General features: G+C 38.6%; 18 protein-coding genes and 1 pseudogene. 7 read left to right on the top strand and 12 right to left on the bottom strand.

Features of this window, described 5'->3' with window-relative positions; genetic code table 11:
* Position 1 precedes the first annotated feature (1 nt).
* Together AAV97_RS11005 and AAV97_RS11000 are read left to right on the top strand one after the other, a co-directional pair.
* Complete coding sequence (locus tag AAV97_RS11005; RefSeq protein WP_005033379.1) at positions 2-1138, top strand: ABC transporter permease; 1137 nt, start codon at positions 2-4, stop codon at positions 1136-1138.
* Between the two features lie 11 nt (positions 1139-1149).
* Positions 1150-2880, top strand: coding sequence for an ABC transporter ATP-binding protein (locus tag AAV97_RS11000; RefSeq protein WP_046760589.1), 1731 nt, complete (start codon positions 1150-1152; stop codon positions 2878-2880).
* Between the two features lie 415 nt (positions 2881-3295).
* On the opposite strand, the pseudogene rluB reads toward AAV97_RS11000, so the two are convergent.
* From rluB to betI, 7 genes and pseudogenes are all read right to left on the bottom strand, one after another.
* Positions 3296-4154, bottom strand: a pseudogene (gene rluB, locus AAV97_RS10995) (23S rRNA pseudouridine(2605) synthase RluB); the annotation flags it as partial.
* A gap of 41 nt (positions 4155-4195) precedes the next feature.
* Complete coding sequence (gene scpB, locus AAV97_RS10990; protein WP_004829778.1) at positions 4196-4786, bottom strand: SMC-Scp complex subunit ScpB; 591 nt, start codon at positions 4784-4786, stop codon at positions 4196-4198.
* A complete protein-coding gene (locus AAV97_RS10985) occupies positions 4783-5574 on the bottom strand; it encodes a segregation and condensation protein A (RefSeq protein WP_046760588.1) in 792 nt (263 codons plus the stop codon). Before AAV97_RS10985 ends, scpB begins: the two co-directional genes overlap by 4 nt.
* A gap of 511 nt (positions 5575-6085) precedes the next feature.
* Entirely contained in the window at positions 6086-6880 is a 795-nt protein-coding gene (locus AAV97_RS10980) for a TorF family putative porin (protein ID WP_046760587.1), read from the bottom strand.
* A gap of 61 nt (positions 6881-6941) precedes the next feature.
* The gene (gene betA, locus AAV97_RS10975; protein WP_046760586.1) at positions 6942-8639 is read right to left on the bottom strand and encodes a choline dehydrogenase; all 1698 of its coding nucleotides are present in this window, start codon (positions 8637-8639) and stop codon (positions 6942-6944) included.
* A gap of 90 nt (positions 8640-8729) precedes the next feature.
* The gene (gene betB / locus AAV97_RS10970; protein ID WP_009585876.1) at positions 8730-10202 is read right to left on the bottom strand and encodes a betaine-aldehyde dehydrogenase; all 1473 of its coding nucleotides are present in this window, start codon (positions 10200-10202) and stop codon (positions 8730-8732) included.
* Positions 10195-10818: a transcriptional regulator BetI gene (gene betI / locus AAV97_RS10965; protein WP_004829769.1), complete on the bottom strand. Its 624-nt coding sequence runs from the start codon at positions 10816-10818 to the stop codon at positions 10195-10197. The genes betB and betI overlap by 8 nt, the downstream gene beginning before the upstream one ends.
* Positions 10819-11075: 257 nt before the next feature.
* Here betI and AAV97_RS10960 point away from each other — a divergent pair, with 257 nt between their 5' ends.
* On the top strand, positions 11076-12680 hold the full coding sequence (locus AAV97_RS10960; RefSeq protein WP_046760585.1) for a BCCT family transporter: 1605 nt from the start codon (positions 11076-11078) through the stop codon (positions 12678-12680).
* Positions 12681-12947: 267 nt separating this feature from the next.
* Here the strand turns inward: AAV97_RS10960 and AAV97_RS10955 are convergent, their stop codons facing one another.
* The 3 genes from AAV97_RS10955 to AAV97_RS10945 all read right to left on the bottom strand — a co-directional run bounded on the left by AAV97_RS10955 (position 12948) and on the right by AAV97_RS10945 (position 16279).
* Complete coding sequence (locus AAV97_RS10955) at positions 12948-13679, bottom strand: sulfite exporter TauE/SafE family protein (protein WP_046760584.1); 732 nt, start codon at positions 13677-13679, stop codon at positions 12948-12950.
* A 218-nt stretch (positions 13680-13897) separates the two neighbouring features.
* Positions 13898-15604, bottom strand: a complete 1707-nt coding sequence (locus tag AAV97_RS10950) for a flotillin family protein (protein WP_004829766.1) — start codon at positions 15602-15604, stop codon at positions 13898-13900.
* Between the two features lie 30 nt (positions 15605-15634).
* Positions 15635-16279, bottom strand: a complete 645-nt coding sequence (locus AAV97_RS10945) for a YqiJ family protein (protein WP_046760583.1) — start codon at positions 16277-16279, stop codon at positions 15635-15637.
* Between the two features lie 1020 nt (positions 16280-17299).
* Between AAV97_RS10945 and pnuC the strand changes: the two genes are divergently transcribed.
* The 3 genes from pnuC (at position 17300) to AAV97_RS10930 (ending at position 20158) form a co-directional block, all read left to right on the top strand.
* Complete coding sequence (pnuC, locus tag AAV97_RS10940; RefSeq protein ID WP_009585931.1) at positions 17300-17884, top strand: nicotinamide riboside transporter PnuC; 585 nt, start codon at positions 17300-17302, stop codon at positions 17882-17884.
* Between the two features lie 17 nt (positions 17885-17901).
* Complete coding sequence (locus AAV97_RS10935) at positions 17902-18183, top strand: hypothetical protein (RefSeq protein WP_009585960.1); 282 nt, start codon at positions 17902-17904, stop codon at positions 18181-18183.
* An 832-nt stretch (positions 18184-19015) separates the two neighbouring features.
* On the top strand, positions 19016-20158 hold the full coding sequence (locus tag AAV97_RS10930; protein ID WP_052455966.1) for a GGDEF domain-containing protein: 1143 nt from the start codon (positions 19016-19018) through the stop codon (positions 20156-20158).
* Positions 20159-20422: 264 nt separating this feature from the next.
* Here AAV97_RS10930 and AAV97_RS10925 read toward each other — a convergent pair whose 3' ends face one another.
* A complete protein-coding gene (locus AAV97_RS10925; RefSeq protein WP_005033345.1) occupies positions 20423-21697 on the bottom strand; it encodes an MFS transporter in 1275 nt (424 codons plus the stop codon).
* Positions 21698-21849: 152 nt separating this feature from the next.
* A complete protein-coding gene (locus AAV97_RS21415; protein WP_005033343.1) occupies positions 21850-22053 on the bottom strand; it encodes a hypothetical protein in 204 nt (67 codons plus the stop codon).
* Between the two features lie 204 nt (positions 22054-22257).
* Between AAV97_RS21415 and def the strand changes: the two genes are divergently transcribed.
* Positions 22258-22737, top strand: a complete 480-nt coding sequence (gene def, locus AAV97_RS10915) for a peptide deformylase (RefSeq protein ID WP_046760581.1) — start codon at positions 22258-22260, stop codon at positions 22735-22737.
* Positions 22738-22739 lie beyond the last annotated feature (2 nt).

The raw sequence follows: 22739 nt of genomic DNA, 5'->3' as shown, positions 1-22739 counted from the left end.
GATGCTTGGAATTTTATCTAAAAAAGTAGAAACACAACAGCAAGCTTCTCCGGGGCTATGGCGTTTGGCTATGCGACGATTAAAAGCTGATCGTGTTGCGATGGTGTCGTTAGGAGTATTGTTCTGTTATTTCATCATCTTGATTTTATCCATGACAGGTGTCATCGCTTCTAACTGGAACAAAGAGGTTGCCGAAAGTTATGCACCTCCTACCTTTATGGGAGCTGATCAAACACTACAAAATGCTGCTCAAAAGACAGCAAATACAGCAGCTTTACCTGAAAATCCTGTTGATCCTTTAAAAGATGTTATCAAAGAATTAAATGCTCAAATTGCCACTGAGCAGGCTTCAGGTGGTGCAGTGGATTATTATGGTGTTCAAGATCCACTCGCTGAGGATATGAAGGTCATTGATCAGCAGTTGGGTGGACATTTGCTCGATCAGCAAAGCGAGTTGAAAAAAACTTTGCCTTTTGGTGCTGATAAATGGGGACAGGATGTTTTATTAAAGACCATTAAAGGCGCTGAAACCTCGATTGTGGTCGGGTTGGTTTCTGCATTGCTTGCTGTGGTGATCGGTACTTTTCTTGGGGCGATTGCAGGCTATTTTGGTGGATGGGTCGATGACGTTCTAAACTGGTTTTATAGCATTTTTACCTCTATTCCCTATTTATTACTGGTTTTGGCGATAGCAGCTGTATTACAACAAAAAGGGATTTTGTCTATCGTTTTGATTTTAGGTTTAACTGGCTGGACAGGTGTGTTTCGTTTAATTCGTGCTGAATATATGAAGCATACCTCACGTGAATATGTGCTTGCGGCTAAAGCTATTGGGGTGAGCCACCTGAGACGAATGTTTGTGCATATCTTTCCCAATGTCAGTCATATTGCACTGGTTCAGATGTCAATTTTAGTGGTTGGATTTATTAAATCAGAAGTGATTTTAAGTTTCCTTGGCTTTGGTGTTCCTGTAGGGGTTGTGTCATGGGGCAGTATGCTAAATGAGGCACAAAGCGAGCTCATACTGGGTAAATGGTGGCAATTGGTTGCTGCATCAGTCGCAATGGCAGTACTCGTCACGGCATTTTCAATGTTTACAGATGCATTACGTGATGCACTAGACCCTAAATTAAAATAAGGAGCACATCAATGTCAGAACAATATGTGACACCTCCTGTATTGCTCAGTGTTCAAGATCTGAGTGTGAGTTTTAAGGGGGAAAATAAGCAATTTATTGAAACTGTAAAAGGCATTTCTTTTCAGATTCCAGCCAATACCACCGTGGCATTGGTGGGTGAGTCTGGCAGTGGTAAGTCTGTGACGTCTTTGGCAACAATGGGACTATTACCCAAAGATCAGTCTCGTATCGCTGAAAAAAGTAAAATTATGTTTGAAGGTCAAGATTTACTGGGTTTGACAACCAAACAAATGCGTAAGATTTGTGGTAAAGACATTGCCATGATTTTTCAGGAACCGATGTCATCGCTTAATCCTGTCTTTACCGTAGGTGATCAAATTGCTGAAATTCTACGGATTCACTTAAACATGGGACGAAAACAAGCGCGTCAACGTGCACTTGAATTACTCACTGAAGTGGGTATTCCTACACCAGAAACGAAAATTGATGCTTATCCCAATCAACTTTCTGGTGGTCAGCAACAACGCGTCATGATTGCAATGGCAATTGCCTGTGAACCGAAATTACTGATCGCTGATGAACCCACCACAGCATTAGATGTTACGATTCAAAAACAAATCTTAGATTTGTTAGAGGCTTTGCGTAAACGCCGCCAAATGTCGATGCTATTTATTACTCATGATTTGGCTTTGGTGAATGAAATTGCCGATCAAGTCATTGTGATGCGTCATGGTGAAATTCGTGAGCAAGGTTTAGCCAACGAGGTGCTAGAACACCCCAAAGATCCATATACCAAAGCTTTATTGTTATGCCGACCAACATTATCACAACGTCCTTATCGTTTACCTGTCATCAATGACTTTCTTAAACAACAAGAAGGGCATTGGGTCGAAGGCGAAGATTTAGCAAAAACAAAAATGCCGGAAAGAACACGTGGTTTAGTCGGTGGTGAAGAAATCATTTTAGAAGTCAAAGATTTAAAAAAATCATTTTTTAGCCGTAAAGGGTTCTTTGGAAAAGAAGAATATCAAGCGGTAAAAGGTGCATCTTTTCAATTGGCAAAAGGAAAGACATTAGGCTTAGTCGGTGAGTCAGGTTCTGGTAAAACTACGATTGGCTTATTGTTGATGCGTCTACAACAGGCTACAGGCGGGCAGGCATTATTTCAAGGTAAAGATATTTTGGCAATGTCTGAAAAAGAATTCACCCAATATCAACGTAAAATTCAGATTATTTTCCAAAACCCATATGCTTCACTGAACCCACGTTTTACGGTTGGACAGATCTTGATGGAGCCGATGCAGATTCATCGCATTGGTGCAAATGATGTAGAACGCAAACAGTTTGCCTTAGCCTTATTGGAGAAAGTCAGCTTACCTGTACAGGCTTTTGATCGTTATCCACATGAGTTTTCGGGTGGTCAGCGTCAACGGATTGCAATTGCTCGTTGTTTAACCTTAAAGCCTGAAATTTTAATTTGTGATGAGTCAGTATCTGCATTGGATGTATCTGTTCAAGCTCAGGTGTTAAATTTACTTCAGGATTTACAAGATGAGTTTGGATTGAGCTATATTTTTATTTCACATGATCTATCTGTAGTGAAATATATTTCTGATCAAATCATGGTGATGAATCATGGTGATATTGTCGAAATTGCCAATTCTGATGAACTGTATCAGTCACCTAAACATGAGTATACCAAACGCTTGTTGAGTGCCATTCCAAAAGCTGTTGTTGAGTAACTGTTCTGATCCGATGCAAATCAAAAAGCCACTCAATCGAGTGGCTTTTTAGCGTTCAGTCTATGTATGAATTAAAACTTTTTAAAACCTTTATTCACTACAAAAGGTTTTTTCTTTTCAGGTTGTTCACTACGTTCTTGACGGTCTGAATAATCACGACGATCATTGCTGTAACGTTCATCTGAGCGGTTACGGTTTTGTGGTGAACCATAGCGGTTTTCAGAACGGTTGCTGTTAAAGCTGTTGCCACGATTATCTGCACGATCTTGATTGTAATGGTTGCCACCAGAACGGGCTTTATTAAAACGGTTTTCAGAACGTTCATTACGTTGATCAGCACGATTTTCACTGCGGTTTTGACCATATTGATTTGAACCCGCTTTATAGTCGCGTTGTTCATTATGGTTATTTTGTTGCTCACCTTCATTGTCACGACGTTGCTGACGAAGGAAACCGCCGCGACGTGCAGCCATTGGTTTGTCTTGCATACGTTCTGTACGGCGTTTTGCCATACCAAATAGACCCGTACCTTGACGTGGTTTTAGTTCAACCGCTTTGGTTAAATTATCAATATCAGTTTTATCCAGTTCCATCCAACGACCTGTACGAAGTTCACGAGGCAAAATCACAGTACCGTAACGTGTACGGAGTAAGCGACTTACTTTTAAACCTTGTGATTCAAAAATACGGCGAACCTCACGGTTACGACCTTCTTTTACAACGACTTGGTACCAGCGATTGATCCCTTCACCACCAATTTCAGAGAAAGATTCAAATTTAGCTGGACCATCATCTAAAACAACGCCATTTGTCATGTTGTTTTTAAGTTGAGGCGTAACTTCTCCCATGACACGAACAGCATATTCACGTTCGATTTCATTTGAGGGATGCATTAAACGATTGGCAAGTTCACCATCGTTTGTGAAAAGCAATAAACCTGTAGAGTTAATGTCTAAACGACCTACCATGACCCAACGGTCGTTGGCAATTGGCGGTAAATGATCAAACACGGTCGGGCGAGATTCTGGATCATTACGTGAGCAGATTTCACCTTCTGGTTTGTAGTAAATCAATACACGACGACGGATTTCGTCTTCAATTTGGAACTGAACCTTACGACCATCGATGCGAAGCTCATCACCTGGTTCGATACGTTCACCCACTTGAGCAACCTGCCCGTTGACACTTACACGACCAGCGGCAATGACCTCTTCCATATAACGGCGAGAGCCCAGACCAACTCGTGCGAGTACCTTTTGCAATTTTTCACTCATGACAGCATAACCTTAGAAATAATCATCAACAGTGCACCTATTTAAGACTTTGGCGCTTGCGCATCCAAAGCCATAAAAGCTTCCTTGGCGTCCTGTAGGGGAGGCAATTGATCCAAAGACACTAGACCAAAGGCATTTAAAAATTGTGGCGTCGTTACCAACAACGCGGGTCTTCCTGGGAGCTCACGGTAACCAGATTCTTTAATCCAGTTCCAATCAAATAAAGTCCTGAGTATTTGACTATTATTTGTCACTCCTCGTATTTGCTCAATATCAGCGCGGGTTACAGGCTGATGATAAGCAATCACTGCAACAGTTTCTAACAGTGATGGAGATAATCTGGTTGGTCGATCAGGCCAAACTTGTGCAATCATATTGCGATATTTAGCACGAACTTGAAAGCGATAACCTTGAGCGGTTTCAATCAACTCAATAGAACGACCATGTTGTAAAACAGACAGTTGTTGTAAATACTGTTGCAACTGCTGTTTAGAGTACTGATTTTGAAATGCTTCTTTTAAACGTGCTAGAGAGACAGGGGCGTCACTGGCAAAGATAATCGCTTCAAGTTGCATCAAAACTTCATGATGTAATTCATCAACATTAAATACATTATTTTGATCTATGGTCATGCGTTTGCACCTTGAATGGAAAGAGGAGCTTCGACACCAGATGAAATAATTTGAACTTTTTGCTGACGCGTCAGCTCTAAGATTGCCATGAAAGTCACCACCATGCCCATACGACCTTGGTTTGGCTTAAGCAATTCTTGAAAACTGAGTACTCCACCAGATTGGGTCATATATTCAATATAAGCAATACGTTCTTCAAGCAGGACAAGCTCTTGTTCAATTTTATGGGTAATTGGTTCAGGGCGGTTAAAAATGCAGTACAAGGCATCTTTTAACATGTTGACATCATAGCCCTCATATACTTTTGGAATTTCACCAATTGCCACATGACTGGCAAAAGTATCTCGGTCTAAAACAGGCATTTGCCCTAAACGTTCAGCTGCTTGTTTGATTCGTAAATAAGTTTCTAAACGATCAATAAGTTCTTGTTTTGGATCTTTTTCGATATTGATTGTTTTCGGTTTTGGCAACAACAAGCGCGATTTTAAATCAGCTAACAGTGCTGCCATGACCATGTAGTCCGCAGTGAGTTCAATGTTAAGCGATTTCATATTGTCCATATAAGACAGATATTGCGTTGCAATTGGAGCAATATCCAATTGTAAAAGATCAAAACCGTTTTTCTGAATCAGATAAATTAAAAAGTCGAGTGGTCCTTCGAAATGTTCAAGCAGAATTTCGAATGCAGCAGGAGGAATGTATAAATCCTCTGGAATTTCTTCTTGCCATTCATCCAATACACGGATGTTGGAAATGGATTCCATAGGATGATGAGTTGCTTGAGTCATTACAATTATTAGCCACGCGAATTTTCAAAGGCATGTTTATTCGTGCTACCACGCATAAAACAGTTGCTTTGGCGCAAGGTGGTGACGAATTACGAAAAGATAGTAGGTGCATTTTAAAGTAAAAGTTCGCAGGAATACATTGCTAAATCATAAAAACGATAAAAAACCTGAAAATAAATAGGGAATATCACGTCACAAAATATGTCAGACTGTCGATAAAATCATCGAAAATTTTAAAAATTATAGTGAGATCATTGGCTTACAAAGACCAAGTACATAGAGAATAAATGGAGAATGTTTTTATTAAGTTGTTGTAATTAAACTATTTTTATCGGTTTTTTGTTGGTCTGAATCTACCCATTTTATATATGTGCTGGTGGGGAAGTCGTATAGATCAATAAAAAAAGCATGAGGATGAGTCATGCTAAAGAGGGAACTGAATTCAAAAATATTTGGTTTTAGCTCCCTTTATGGGATAGCCATACTAAACTCTGGGAATTAAGCCTGAAAACTAAAAACTTTTGGTGAGTGCAAAAGTCACGGTTGAGTCAATCGGATTAGAAACTTTAGCATTTGGGTTACCGTTACTATAGTTCTGATAGAAACCATTTTTATCCCAGGCTTTGCTATAACTCAAACTGCTTGAAATCTGATAAGGCAATTGTTTACTGATGGTCAAACTTGCATCCTGAAAGTTAGCCTCAGAAAAATTTTGAATACGTTGATGACCATAGTGTGCATTTACAGACCAACCTTGAGTAATGGGTTGATACCAATTCAAGTCTAGATATCCAGAGCCACGAGAGTGTTGATTGTTGCCAATGGCTAAGGTGTCAGAGTTATTGCCAAAGTAGTCTTGTGTATAGGTGATGGCATATTTCAAGCTGAATGGACCATAACTGATTTCAGGAATGATCTCACCATAATTAAATCGGGTATGTGCCGTTTCTGCTGTAGTTTTTGCACCAGGGTAATAGTAATACGCGACTTTTGTACCTAGCGTAAGCTCACCGAAACTACGGCGATATCCGCTATATACATCCCATTCGACAGTCGCATCTCGGATAAAATCATCACTGACTGTAGATGCCCATGTTCCTGCAAAAAAACCATTGCTATGATTGTAATCTAAGCCACCTTGTACAGCAGGTTTCCCCCAAGTTTGTTGGAAACCACGTGAAATATATTGGCTTGCTATGGTTAGATTCGCGCTATACGGTGATGTCGTGACTGTACTCGATTCGTCTGCATAGATGCCTTGAACGTATATGCTGCAAGGAATGAGAAATAATAGTTGCTTTTTCATCTTATTCGTCCTTGAGTAATGCGCCAGCTCAGTGGTCACTCAGCTGGCGCAATACAGACCTCTATGAATGGATTGCACGCAAAGGTGCTTGGCGTACAGGCGTTGTTCCTGCCTTGTAATAGCCCGCTTCAGATCGTGGTAACTTTTGACCACGGATTTGATCTGCAATTTTTTCTGCGATCATAATGGTGGTTGCATTTAAGTTTCCAGTAATGATCAATGGCATGATCGAGGCATCTACGACACGTAAACCTTCTAAGCCATGTACTCGACCTTGACCATCCACCACGGCCATTTCATCTTCACCCATTTTGCAACTACAAGAAGGGTGGTAAGCCGTTTCTGCATGGTTTCGTACAAAATCATCTAGCTCAGCATCGGTTTGTACTTTCTTACCGGGACTGATTTCATCGCCTCGATAGGCATCCAAAGCAGGCTGTTGCATGATTTCACGAGTAATGCGAATTGCATCTCTAAATTCACGCCAGTCTTGTTCAGTGGACATATAGTTGAACAAAATACTTGGATGTTGAAACGGATCTTTTGAATTGAGCTTGATTCGACCACGAGACGGTGAGCGCATGGAACCGACATGCGCTTGAAAGCCATGTTCTTTAACAGCATTACTACCATTGTAGTTAATCGCCACAGGCAAGAAGTGATATTGGATATTGGGCCAATCAAACTCATCTGAGCTACGGATAAAGCCGCCTGCTTCAAACTGGTTACTTGCGCCAATGCCTGTGCCATTAAAGAGCCATTCAGCACCAATCGCAGGCTGATTAAACCATTTTAGTGCTGGATACAGAGAAACAGGCTGCTTACACTTATACTGTAAGTACATTTCCAAATGGTCTTGTAGATTTTCACCCACACCTGGCAAATCATGAACCACAGCAATATCCATTGATTTGAGGAAAGTGCTTTGACCTACGCCTGAGCGTTGCAAAATTTGTGGTGAAGCAATCGCACCTGCACACAGTAAAACTTCCCGTTTTGCTTGCGCTTGTTTTAAATTGGCTTGATCAGCACCCAGAATATACTCTACACCGACAGCTTGTTTGTGATTAAAAAGAATTTTATTGGTGGTTGCATGGGTGACAATGGTTAAGTTTGGTCGACCTTTCGCCATATCCAAATAACCACGCGCTGTACTTGAACGACGACCTTTCGGCGTTACAGTACGATCCATTGGACCAAAGCCTTCTTGTTGATAACCGTTCAAATCGTCAGTACGTGGGTAACCTGCTTGTACGCCTGCTTCAACCATGGCATGGAACAGTACATTGTTGCCGTTTTTTGGCGTAGCCACAGAAACTGGACCGTTGCCACCATGATAGTCATTACCACCGATATCTCGTGTTTCGGCTTTTTTGTAATAAGGCAAACAATCTGCATAAGTCCAATCTTCAAGACCTTTGTGGGTTGACCACTGATCTAGGTCCATGGCATTACCACGGATGTAGCACATTCCGTTAATCAACGAAGAGCCACCTAGACCTTTACCACGACCGCATTCCATACGGCGATTGTTCATATGGGGTTCTGGGTCGGTTAAATACGCCCAATTGTAACGACGACCTTGTAATGGATATGCCAAGGCAGCAGGCATTTGGGTACGGAAATCTAAACGATAGTCAGGACCACCTGCTTCTAATAATAAAACAGTGACATCTTTGTCTTCAGTCAAACGAGTAGCCAATACATTTCCGGCAGATCCTGCGCCAATGATAATGTAGTCATAGGATTGAGTATTCATAATTATCCTTTTTGTATTTCTTAAAGGTGCCAATGCAATCAAGTGATGACATGGCACATAGGATGGATTGAGAGGGAAGAGGTGAGTGCATTAAAAAATGCTTTGGTACTCACCTAATTCAACTTGAATCGATTTAATGCGTGTGTAATGTGCGAGTGTAGTCAAGCCATTTTCACGACCCACACCAGATTGCTTATAACCGCCAACTGGCATTTCCGCAGGAGATTCACCCCAAGTATTGATCCAGCAAATTCCTGCTTCGATTTGGTGAATAATACGGTGTGCTCGGGTGATGTCTTGAGTCACAACACCTGCTGCAAGACCAAAAGTCGTGTCGTTAGCACGGCGAATGACTTCTTCCTCGGTGTCATAACTGAGGATGCTCATCACAGGTCCGAAAATTTCTTCTTCAACAATGCGCATATCATCTTGACAGTGACTAAAAACAGTCGGTAATACATAAGCCCCTTTGGCTAAATCACCTTCAGTCGCACGCCCACCACCGATAAGCAGTTTTGCACCTTGTTGTTTGCCTGACTCAATGAAAGACAATACCTTTTCCATATGTGGGAAGCTGGTGAGCGGACCAAAGTTGGTGTTTTCTGACATTGGATCGCCAATGCGAATTCGCTTAACACGTTCAACAATCGCTTTTTCAAAGTCAGCGAGTAAAGATTTAGGCACAAAGACGCGTGTACCATTGGTACATACCTGTCCTGAGCTAAAAAAGTTCGCCATGATGGCAATGTCTGCGGCACGGTCTAGATTGGCATCATCGCAAATGATCAATGGTGATTTACCACCGAGTTCCATTGTGACTTCTTTAAGGGTTGAACCTGCTGCACTGGCCATGACTTTCTTGCCTGTTTCTACACCGCCTGTAAAAGAAATTTTTTCAATCACAGGGTGTTCAGTCAGCCATTGTCCAATTTCACGACCTGCACCTTGTACAACGTTAAATACGCCGTCTGGCAGACCTGCTTCCGTATAGATTTCTGCAAGTTTAAATGCTGTAAGCGGGGTAGTTTCACTTGGTTTGAAAATCATGGCATTTCCCGCTGCAAGGGCAGGAGCAGATTTCCAAAGTGCAATTTGAATTGGATAGTTCCAAGCACCAATGCCTGCAACCACACCCAATGGTTCACGACGGGTATAAAAAAAGCTGGAATCACGAAGGGGAACTTGTTCACCTTGAATCGCAGTGGCAAGTCCTGCGTAATACTCTAAAACATCAGCCCCTGTGACAATATCAACAGTTGACGTTTCGCTATAGGCTTTACCTGTATCCAGTGTTTCTAAGTGCGCTAACTGGTCATTACGCTCACGAAGAATATCTACAGCACGGCGTAAAATACGTGAACGTTCCATCGCCGTCATGGCTGCCCAAATTTTCTGACCTTGTCGTGCGCTTTGAACAGCTGTTTCAATATCTTGTTGTGATGCTTGCTGAAGTGTTGCAATCACCTCACCATTGGCAGGGTTAATACTATTAAATGTTTTACCACTGGTCGCGGCAACATAGCGACCATGGATATACAATTGATGAACTTGTGAATCACTCATTCTGTCTCTCCTGCAAAGGTTTTTGCGCAAATTGCAATTGCGTTTTTACATAATCATAAGCAATGGATCGTGCCAGTTCACTGTCAAATTCATCATGACTGACTAAACTGCCACGTAACCATAATCCGTCAATCAAAGCTGCCAATCCACGTGCAGCAATACTTGCCTGTTCTTTGTCCAACAACTTGAGGAAATGAAACTTCAAGTTTGAATATAGACGTTGGTCGTTAATTTGTTGCAAGCGTCCCAATTCAGGGAGATGCATACTTGCAGACCAAAAGTCTAACCAGACACGCATCGCTTGTTTATTGACCTGACTGATATCAAAGTTGGAATCAATAATTGCCTTAATCTGGCTTTCTGGATGCGTATCTGCTTCAGCTTTATTCTGGTCGGTTTTTCGACGCAAAACGTTGAGCATTTCTTGCATACAGGTATTGATTAATCCTTGTTTATCACCAAAATAGTGACTGACAATACCTGTTGATAATTCAGCTTTTTTTGCAATTTGTGCAATGGTTGTATTGGACAATCCCACTTCATAAATCACATGAAATGCGGCATTGATAATTTCTTCGCGTCGCACATGCTCTGGTTTTACTCTACGCTTTGTCATGCTTTTCCATTCGCCCTAAACAGGGTTTTTATCTAACATTTCTCGATGTAGAGCATCATAACATTTTAATCATACTTTTTATTGATTGAACGTTCAATCAATAAAAAGTATAATCTGCAAAAATCAATAATTCTTTGATGGGCAATATAAGATCTAAATGGCTAAATCAAGTTCGTTGAAGGTTGGTGTGCTAAGTCGAAAAAAGTGCCTATCATCTTATTTTTAAAGAAAATACACCGTTTGCAAGGAGCAAGAGCATGGTGTCAAAAAGTCATGAAGGATCCGAATCCGAACATGTTCGATTAAATTTATTTGTATTTGGTAGTTCAGCAGTCAGTATCGGTATTTTTGGGTTATTATTTGTGTTATTTCCTGAAAAAAGCCAATTTTGGCTGACCTATGTACAAGAGCAAGCCAACCAGCTATTTGGTTGGTACTATATGTTGGTGATCGTCGGCTGCATCGGTTTCGTTGCTTGGTTAGCTTTTTCAAGGTTTGGTCAAATTCCTTTAGGTAAAGATGACGATAAGCCTGAGTTTGGCTATCTGGCTTGGGTTTCCATGTTGTTCTCTGCAGGTATTGGGATTGCCTTACTCTATTATGGTGTTGCTGAACCAGTTGATCATTTCCTACGACCGCCAGAAGGTGAGGGTGGAACCATTCAAGCAGCACGTGATGCCATGATGTATAGCTTTTTACATTGGGGCATTCATGGTTGGGTGCTCTATGCCTTATTGGGTGTGACTCTGGGCTATTTTGCCTTCCGCCTAGACTTACCCTTAGCACTACGCTCAGCACTGTATCCAATTTTTGGTCAAAAGATCTATGGTTTGATTGGTGACTGTGTTGACGGCTTTGGTATTTTAGCTACAGTCATTTCTTTGGTCACCAATTTAGGGATTGGTGCATTGGTTCTGGTCTCAGGAATTAGTTATTTACTCCCAGAAATTCCCAATAATAATATTACCTTGATTAGTGTGGTCTTGATGATGATGGTTGTTGCGACGATCACCACTGTGGTTGGTATTGAAAAAGGTTTAGCTTGGCTTTCACGGATTAATTTACGTTTACTCTATGCTTTATTGCTTTTTGTATTTTTAACAGGACCCACCAATCATTTGTTGAATGGTCTGGTACAAAATATTGGTGATTATCTTAATCATTTTGTCGTTAAAAGTTTTGATGTGTATTTATACAATCAAAAAGCCAGTGCGTGGTTAGGTTCGTGGACAGTGTTTTACTGGGCATGGTGGATTGCTTGGGCGCCATTTGTAGGAATGTTTATTGCCCGAATTTCAAAAGGTCGTACAATTCGCGAAGTGGTATTGGGTGTATGTTTGATTCCTCTTGGTTTTACACTGGCTTGGCTTTCTATCTTTGGAAATACTGCAATTGATTTGATTTTGAATCAAAAGCAAAAAATTCTAGGGGATATGGTGTTAACTGATCCTGCTTTGTCTTTGTTTAAATTGTTAGAATATTTACCTTTCAATCCTTATGTGGCTGGTATTGTCGTGGTGATCTGTTTTGTCCTATTTTTAACTCCAGTAGGTTCAGGGACATTGATGATTGCAAATTTATCTACCAAAGGTGGAAGTAGTGAAAGCGACTCACCGATCTGGTTACGAATTTTCTGGTCAGTGGTGATTACATTGGTCAGTGTTGGTCTGTTGTTGGCAGGGAGCTTCCATTCCATGCAAAGCGCCGTAGTACTCTGTGGATTGCCATTCTCTGTGATTATTTTGTTGTATATGTTTGGTATGAGAAAGGCGTTGTTACAGGATCATTTTAAACCTCAACCACCAATATCGCTTTCGCAACAAGCACCCCAGCAAGAGCATTCAAGTCAAGACCCATCTTGACTGTGTAAATCCAGATACACCCATTCTGAAATATGTAATCTACTTATATTCAGAATGGGAAAATTGATACCTAGATAAATAATTTACTTGATGATTTTGACAGTATCTTTTATTTGTGAACAGTATTGCACCTTAGTCTTGGCGGTCGTGTTCAATTCAATATCTATCATTCATTGATAAGACTGACACAAATCGAAATTTTTCTCAAAATACAAGGTTGTAAAAGTGCCTTATTGATATGATGCAAGTTTTCAAAAATGGCATCATTTAGATCAATGTTGTGAACAACAAGAAACACCCAGAAGCGAAAAGCAAGCTAAGGACGATACGTTTAAACTGAATTTCAGAAATTTTGTAAAACATTTGTGCACCCATCATTGCTGGAATACTCACTGCAATAATAATCAGTGCAAAATAAGGTAAATGTAAGCGTTGAATCGTCCCTTGGTAGAGATAGACCAATAGGGTAAATAACTGAATGGCAAAATTAAAGTGTCTCAGAATATAGCGCTGTTGGGCTTTAGGTAGGTTTTTAAGCATCACCCATGCAGAAGGTGCTGCACCACAAAAACCACCTAATCCACCTAAAACTCCACCTACAAAGCCGATGCAACTGTCAGCGATTTTCCCCAATGCTTGAATGCGTGGGAATTCAGGTGCAAAAAGCATGATTGGACACCAAAGCATGAGAAACAGCCCGAGTATAATTTTAAAACTATTGCCATCAACCAAGTGTAAAAGGTAAGTTCCTAATGGAACACCGATGAGTCCTGCAATCAGATAGGGCAATACCAAAGAAAAAGAAAAGTCATGTTTTTGCTCTCGCCCCAGTGCGATGAGATGACTCCATAGAGAAGCAAATACCACCAACGGTGCTGCCAGTTGAGGTGGTAATACCCAAACCCAAAAAGACATCGCAATTAAAGCAAAGGCAAAACCTGTTAAACCTTGCACAAAGCCTGCAATCATGGCACCGAGAATGAAAATAAACCAAGTCATTTTTTAGTGTGTTATATCGAGCTGGAAAAGGGGCATGGTATTCCGACCAAAAGGATGAGATCAAGCACTCGATTCTAAAAGAAATGAATGAATGGCTTCATCATTTATTTAGATTAAGATTGAGATTCAAATCGTCATTCTTGCATTGAATTTCAGCCAATAAAAAGCCCCTAACTTTAGAGGCTCAATATTCATGTTATGTCTAAATAATGAGTGAATTAATCATTATTAGGTTTTAATGATTGGGTTAAACCATTGATATCACCACCTTTGATGCCTAACTCATTCATTAAACTATCAATTAACGGTGCTTGTGAGCGATAACGAAGTGCGCTGTTGACGACTTGATCAGAAAGCGCAACTTGAGTTTGTTCACCTGATTCTGAGCTTCCAGTCGAGCCAGCAACACCGCCTAAACCATTGACTTGGAGAATCTTAATATCATCAATATTTTCCATCGGTTTAACACTTTCACGAATGATTTCAGGTAGGTATTTCAATAACGCTAAACGAATTTGCATTTCAACTTGTTCAGTTGAAAGGACATTATTGGCTTCGTTCACTGCACGCGTACCCTCAGCATCCACTTGATATTGTTTCTCTTGAGCGGCTGCAAGTAGCATTTTTGCATCAGCCTCACCTTTGGCTTTTAATCGAACCTTTTCTGCTTCCGCTTGTGCTGCAATACGTACAGCTTCTGCATCATCTACTGCCGCTTGTTTTGATGCTTCTGCTGCAACAGTAATGGCAATCGCATCTGTTTCAGCAACTTGTTTCGCAGCAACCAACTCAACTGCTTTTAAACGCTCAGCTCGCTGAGTTTCTCGAACTGTGGTCACTTCTTCTTCCGCTTTTACCGCTTGTGCACGCGCTTGATCTGCTAAGGCTTTTGCTTCAGATTCTGCGCGTGATTTTTCAGCAATCGCGATGGCACGGTCTTGTTCAGCCAGTTCAATGGTTTTCTTCTGTTCTACTTGGGCTTTTTGGATCAACTGTGCTTTTTGAATATTTTCATTTTCAACATCTCGTGCTGAAGCAATGCGTTTGATTTCAACTTCACGTTCAGCGGCAATACGTGCCTCTTCGGCTTCTCGTTTTTTTGCCGCTTCTTGGGTCGCGATTTCAGCAGACTGTTCAGCTTTGCGAATGGCAATTTCACGTTCTTGTTGCATTTTTGCGTATTCTTCTTCGCGAAGGATTTGCAAACGCGCTTGTTCAGCTTCTAAGTTTTTGGCTTTGATTGCCAGGTCATTGTCCTGTTCGATGTCATTTCGTTTTTTACGACGGTCTTCAATGGTTTCGGTTAATTTGGTTAAACCTTCAGCATCGAAAGCATTTTGTGGATTAAAATATTCAAAACTGGTTTGATCCAAACCTGTCAAAGAAACAGTTTCAAGTTCTAAACCATTTTTAAATAAATCTTCTGAGACCACTTGTTGAACTTTTTGGACAAAATCAACCCGCTTTTCATGTAACTCTTCCATTGCCATTTCAGCAGCAACTGCACGAAGTGAGTCCACAAATTTACCTTCAACCAAGTCTTTTAGTTCTTGCGGTGACATGGTTTTTTTACCCAGCGTTTGGGCTGCCGTAGCAATTGATTCTGCAGTTGGTTTTACACGAACATAGAATTCCGCCATCACATCTACCCGCATGCGATCTCGAGTAATCAATGCTTGATCTGTCGCACGTTTAACTTCAAGTCGTAGTGTATTCATATTGACAGGAATGACTTCATGTAAAACAGGAAGTACAATTGCACCGCCATTCAAAATGACTTTTTCACCACCAAAACCAGTACGAACAAAGGAAACTTCTTTACTCGAACGTTTATATAAACGGGCAATGATCACGCCAATAATGATCAGTGCAGCGAGCACAATGCCCGCTAAAACCAGTATTTGATATAAATTTGAATTCAACATTTTATTATGCCTTCGTTTGTTATTAAAAAATTAATCAAGAATTGCTTGAAAACCTACTTTTGTTCGCTGGGTGAGAATTACCGATTGACCCTGTGAAAAGACTTGGTCTAATTCAGGTTCAACCAAAATATAATGTGTTTGTCCAAATTGATCGATGACTTTGGCTTGAGCAGGGTAGTTCTGCTTTGCTTCGCCTAAAACAATCTGAGCTGTACGACCAATCAACTCGTCACTATGAATGGCAGTGGTTTCATCTTGGGGTAAAATTTTAGAGATCAGGGCTGCACAGAGACGGACTATGGGCATACATAAAAAAAGACTGGCTGGTGCAATTACCCAAATTGAAAAATAATGTTCTGTAAAGTGATAGAAAATTGTTTGAACAATAAAGCCAAATAGGGCATAAACAGTCAAAAAAATAATCAACCAAACTAAGACAGGAACTCGTCCCAAATAGAGCCAATCTAAAAGTTTTACAAAAAAACCATGTTCTGTATGCAGATCAATATCTGGATGATGGGCTTCTAGAAGCTGATCAGGAACAAATTGGTCTAAAAAACCTTGGCTACTCGAACCAATAATGAGAAGCAAACACTCCACCAGTCCCAACAACAACATGAGGCAAAGACTTACGCTAAAAACTAAGTTCGATGAGTGTGTAAATAATTCCCACATATTGTTTTGCTCAAAATTATTGTTAAAAAATTTTTATAGATCATATTTTAAATTTGAACTAATCCTACAATTATCATCAATTAATTCAATTAATAAATAAAGTCTATCGGTTTTGTCGAAATATTGCAACTAAATATTTTTTGATTTTAATTAAAATCAATATCTTATCATTTTTAATAGTGGAAAAGTTGTTTGAAAATGATTGCTTGCATTTTGTTCAATGATTCCTTATAACTGTTGAAGTTAACAGACGGAACTGTAGACAAAAAAAATACGCAATGATTGGGGTGATCATTGCGTAGAACAACGAATCTGCTTTCACAGTTCGGTTAAGGAGAAATGTTATGAATTTTGGGGAAGATTCATAACTTAAGTAGATAGTAGACGGTTCTGTCTGTTAATTCATTGGTATTCACGTAAACAAGTGTTAAATCTCGTAAATAAGGTTAAAATGTGAACAGTATCAATGAAAGAAACTTAATTTTAATCTATGTTTTTTATAGAAATTTTTAAGTTATATTGCATAAACAAACAATCTAAGCATATACAGTATTTTTTAACGAATGATAAATACACGGTTTGAAAAAATTAGATTTTGGCTATTTTTTAACATCTTAAAAAGCATTTATTAGTGCTAGTTTGAGCGATGTTATGAATGTTTTGCTGAAATGAACTGCGTTGGCTTGCTTTATTTATTGGTGATTGCTTAGTTTTAATTAAAATCACGTCAAATTGTCGTATTGAAGTGATAAAAATAATTAAATTTCTAAAAAATTATTTTTGACGATAAGCTTCGATTTACATGACAAACAATCCATGTTCCTAATTTACTTTAATCTTCGACTCGAATGTATGAGTGAGTCCAATTTAATGTATAAATAAAACGGCTATATATGATCATCATAAAACATGATGGCTGAGTGTATGCGCCGTTTTGAATTGAATTTGGTATGTCATTTTTCTTGCATTTGTAGTGTTTTTTTTCATAATAAGCTTTCATATATTTGTGCGCTTTTTATCATGTCAGCATTAGAAATTTTTGCCGTTATTATCAGTGTGATTGGTGTTGGTTTGACAATAAAGCGCAATATGTGGTGTTGGTTGTTTAATTTTTTTGCATTTGTCTTATACGCTTATCTATTTTTTACCTTTAAATTATATGGTGAAACCATTTTACAGCTATTTTTTATGCTGGTGAATTTTTATGGTTTTTATCACTGGTTTAAAGGTAAACAGCAAGATCATGAAATTCGAATTGAGCCCATTGCGAAAGGTACCGTGTTTATTCAAATGTTGATTGCTGCCTTAGGTGGGCTTTTATTCGGCTTGTCATTGCATTATTTTACTGATGCAGCTTTGCCGATGCTAGATTCGCAACTTGCAGCATTTAGTTTATTGGCGACCTATTGGACCAGTCGAAAACACATTGCGACTTGGGTACTGTGGGTATTTGTTGATATTGTCTATGTGGCGATGTTTCTTTACAAAGATTTATTTTTGACTGCAGGTTTATATGCAGCATTTGTGGCTATGGCGGCATTTGGATGGTGGCAATGGGAACAAGTGAAAAAGAAACAATTGAGTCAGTTGTATAATGAAATCTAGTGATATAAAGGTCTAGCATGCTGATTGACTTTGTTCAAATACAAAAACAGAAATTTGAAGATCTGGCACAAAATATTGTAGATAGACCTGAAAAGTATCTTGATTTTGATTCAGTATCCGATTTTTATAAAGCTCAATGGCTCAATGATTTTCCTCAAGGAACGACATGGACTGTATCTGGTCTTGATGATGGTGCAGAAGACTTTTGTATTCATATTGAATATAAAAATCATTTTTTATCGATCGATGTGCAAGGTGTGCAAAAATTAACCAAGGTTCGTTATACAATTAGAGAATAATCGCTCAATGATTCAGATGCTTCATTTCGTTCATACAATTGTCATGTTTGCTGTCTATATTGATCGTGTTGGGTAATTTTTAATCATATTTCAATAAAAAAATTTTGAGCGCTGAACTTTTCTCAAAGAGAAATCAACCTTCAAAAGTAAAAAATAATTGAATCACCAAATCTTTGAACCATCTGTATAAAAGCATAAATTTTATTGGATGTGATTGATATTAAAACACATATTTGTTTAATCAGACAGTTTGATGATATGTTCTCGATACATCCTAATTTTTGATTTTGATACTCGTGTTATGATTCAAAAAAACACAAGACACTAAAATTAAAAAATTAAATTTTATAACTTAAATAAATACAGTAATTTTGAATATTTTTTTATTCATTTTAAAATAAAATACAGCTATAAGTATATGTATGTAAATATTTTTAAAAGATAAACTTGTCGTTGTTTTAAATTTTATTTACTGTAATTATATATTATTATTGAACTCAAAGTTCTTTTTATTTTGGTTTGTTTAAATAAATACAATGAGTTAAATTTATCTAATGGTTTAAATGAATGCTATCCAATGTGTGAAATCAAAACAAACCAACTTATTTCATTCAATTTAGTCTTGCTATTAAAATAAATAGAATTAAGAAATGGTACTATTTAAAAAAATGACTTACTTTGATTTTTCTAAGTGTTATATTTTAATCATCGATATGAAAAATAAAAATAGAGAGTAATTCACTATTTTTGACGGGTGAATGGTAATATGAAGCAAAAAAATAGAGGGGTAATACATTCCTCCGCTGAAATTTTTATACACGACAACATGATCATGAATTGGAGTAATTATAAAAAGTGCAGCTTGGTCCTATTACTTGGTGGTATAGATGTTTTGTTATGGATCATATGGTGGTATTTCAGTGAAGCAAAAGTAGATATACAACCTTGGATTAATCAAGCCTTTTATCCAACGTATATTCGGATGTTGTCTCTTGCCACAATTGGTTTTTTTGTGCTCATTTTTCTGATTCGATCTTTAAAAAAAATTTCTATTTTTGAAAAAATTATTCCTTATATAACGATTGTATATTTTGGCACTATTTTTATTTATGGTGCTTATTGTATAGGTATCTTTAGTCCAGCTTCGACTGCTGGTTTTGTCAGCTTGATTACGGTTGGTTTGGTGTTGTTTGAACGGCGGGTTGTTTATTTAACAGTTATTCCAATTAGTTGTTTTATGTTGATTTGTATTGTATTGAGTCTTACAGGTCAGATTAGATATGCCCCGATTTTCAGTGAAGAACTGCTGGTAATGCCGTTGTATCGCAATGCATTTTGGGTATATTGCATGCTGTATTTTTATATTCCAATTTTCTTTGCAAGTTTAGTTTTGTTTGAGGTTCTTCTTACACAGTGGCGTAAACGCGAAAAAATGATTGAGCAAGTGAGTATTATTGATCCTTTAACTGGCATTTTTAATCGTCGTAAAATCAGTGAAAATATTGATATGCTCAAACAACAACAAAGCTCTTTTGCGATTGTGTTGTTAGACCTTGATTATTTTAAAGATATTAATGATAAATATGGTCACGATATAGGCGATATCGTTTTACAACAAGTTGCTGGGATATTGACTGAAAATATCCATGAAGAGGATATTGTTGGACGCTTTGGTGGTGAGGAATTTATCATTTTGACCAGAGGTGGTCAGCTCGCCAAAGCCATTGATATCGCTGAGCGATGCCGTAAAGCAATTGAGAAAGAAGTGATTTTACTGGATACTCAACGCAAAATTAGCATTACTGCAAGTTTTGGCGTTGCAGCCTCAATCAATCCTTTTGGAATTACCAAAGAAGAAATTATTCGTCAGGCAGATCAAGCGTTATATTTGGCAAAAAAGAATGGGCGCAATCAAGTTCGTCATTTCTTGGAAATTAAAATTACCCATTCAATGGAATCTAAACAAGTGATTTAGGGGCTGTGGACATTTCATAAATGGCTTGCGTTGTAGGTTAAAATTGAGCAGGTAAGGCATGAAATGAAGAGAATAGCGAGACTATTTTTAAGTTTCATAACGTAGCCTGAGATAATTTTAGCCACAACCCTTCGGGACTAGTGTGTTTTTTGTCGCTTCGTCGTTCCGAACTACTCATTTAGAATGACTAAATTTCGTATTTCGCGCCTAGAATCGCCTAAAAAACACACCTAGTTGCAAACATAGACGAATTGTCCACAGACCCTAATGTATTTCAAATTTTTTTCGGTAAATTAAGCTGGTCAGTAGGGTGAAGCAACACAACACGACAATATAGTACATTGCACCAATATCACTATATAAACTGAGCCATTGTACTAATGGGAGCGTTAATCCACCTGCGATGGCATAAGCAACGTTATAAGAAAAAGAAATTCCTGAAAAACGAATTTGTGCAGGAAACATTTTTACCATGCTATAAGAAACTATACCTACCGTACCTGAAAATAAACCCAATAGCATATAGAGGCTAAAAATGGTGGATGTAGTTACATGCTCCAAACTGTTGTAAAAAATAGCTGAAATAACAGCGACACACAGTGAACCCCAGAACATAATACGACCTGCACCAAAGCGATCAGCCAATGTTCCTGCAATCACACAACCCAACATCTGCATTAAGATTGCAGCACTTTGCATTTGAAATGCATCTGTACGTTGAAAAGCAAAAGTCCCCGTGAGTAAATTAGGCATCGCTAAAATAATGACCACGACACAACCCGTTAAAAACCAAGTAAACAGCATTCCTATCAAAACCGCTGACTTATGGGAGCTTAAGACTTGTTTGATTGGTAGCGCTTTAGAGAGTTCTTTACGTGCTTGCATGGCTTTAAATACAGGTGTTTCTTTGAGATAGCTTCTTAGATATAAAGCAATTAATCCAAATATTCCGCCCAAAATAAAGGGAATACGCCAAGCCCAAGCGTGAATTTCTGTTTCATTAAATTTGAGTGAAATCAATAATGATGTTAGTGATCCCAATAAAATTCCTAACGATAAGCCTGCTGTGAGTAGACCATTGGCAAAGCCAATTTTCTTTTCAGGGACATGTTCTGAAACAAAAGTCCATGCTGCTGGAATTTCACCACCGATGGCAATCCCTTGTACCACACGCATAAGCAGTAATAATAGCGGAGCGGCAAGACCTATATCAGTATAGGTTGGCATGAGACCAATCATTAAGGTTGGCAGTGCCATTAATAAAATAGATAGACTAAATAGACGCTTACGTCCTACTAAATCCCCAAAATGTGCCATGACAATTCCGCCCAAAGGACGGAAGAAATACCCAGCCGCAAAAATTCCATAGGTGTTCAACATCGCCCAAAAAGGACTCAGTGTGCTGGGGAAAAATAGTTCAGCAATGATTTTTGCGTAGAATACATAAATCACAAAATCATAAAATTCGAGTGCACCACCCAAAGAGGAGAGACCAAGCGTGCGTTTATCTTCCTGATTAAGATTTGTTTTTTCATCCATGTTGTAATATCTAAAAATAGTCGAAAATAAAATTTTAATAAACAATTTTTTCCTTGAATAATCAATCTTTATTTTGATCGTGTCAAAAAATTATTATGGGTGTCTGATGATTTATGTCTTCGCTTATGAAAGCTTTAGGAAAAAAGATGCCACTATATGCGAATAAACCATGGGATGAGGCTAAGAATCATTCCAATAGCGCTGATCAACAGATTATTTTCAATGAAATAGGGAAAAATCATTAAAGCGATACCACAGATGAAGGGCACGATCATTTTTTGTTTTTTTCCATAAATAAAATAACCTAATCCAATCGAACTAAAAATCAAACCGAGAAATAAGGTGGTACTATTCATTGGTACAATCTCATGAGTGAGTGACTGTTATTTACAAGATCATGATTAAAATTGAATTAAAGAAACAGTTTTAAATTTGATATTTGAACAATAAGAGTTGAGCACAAAAAGTGAATTGCTTGTATGGAATTATTCAATTGCGATTGAATCGCTAAATGTTAAAATCAAGGCATTGAACGATATGCTGATAAATCAGATAAGACCATGAGTATCATTTTACCCATCGCCCAACGTGGTGAAGATATTTTAAAATTAATTGCAGCCCCTGTTGCTGACACTGAGTTTTCAAGTACTTGGTTGGAAGAACTTGCCAAAGCACTAAAGACAACGATGTTGGAGCGAAATGGAGTCGGGATTGCAGCACCGCAAGTTTATATTTCTAAGCGTGTGATTATCGTCGCTTCACGATCTAATCCTCGTTATCCTGATGCGCCTGAAATGGATGCCATCACCATGGTCAATCCTGAAATCATTGAGCAATCAGTACAAGCTGTATTGGGAGAAGAAGGTTGTTTGAGCGTACCTGATGAACGTGGGCAAGTGGCTCGGGCTGAACAGATTACAGTGCAGTTTTTTAGTTTAAACGGTCAGAAAGTGATTCAGACCTTTCATGGTTTTCCTGCTCGAATTGTTCAGCATGAAATTGACCATTTAAATGGTGTGCTTTTCGTCGAGCGAATTTAATT

This window comes from Acinetobacter sp. Ag2, assembly GCF_001005515.1.
In the GTDB taxonomy this organism is placed as follows: Bacteria; Pseudomonadota; Gammaproteobacteria; order Pseudomonadales; family Moraxellaceae; genus Acinetobacter; species Acinetobacter bereziniae.
This window is presented reverse-complemented; position numbering and strand designations above follow the sequence as displayed.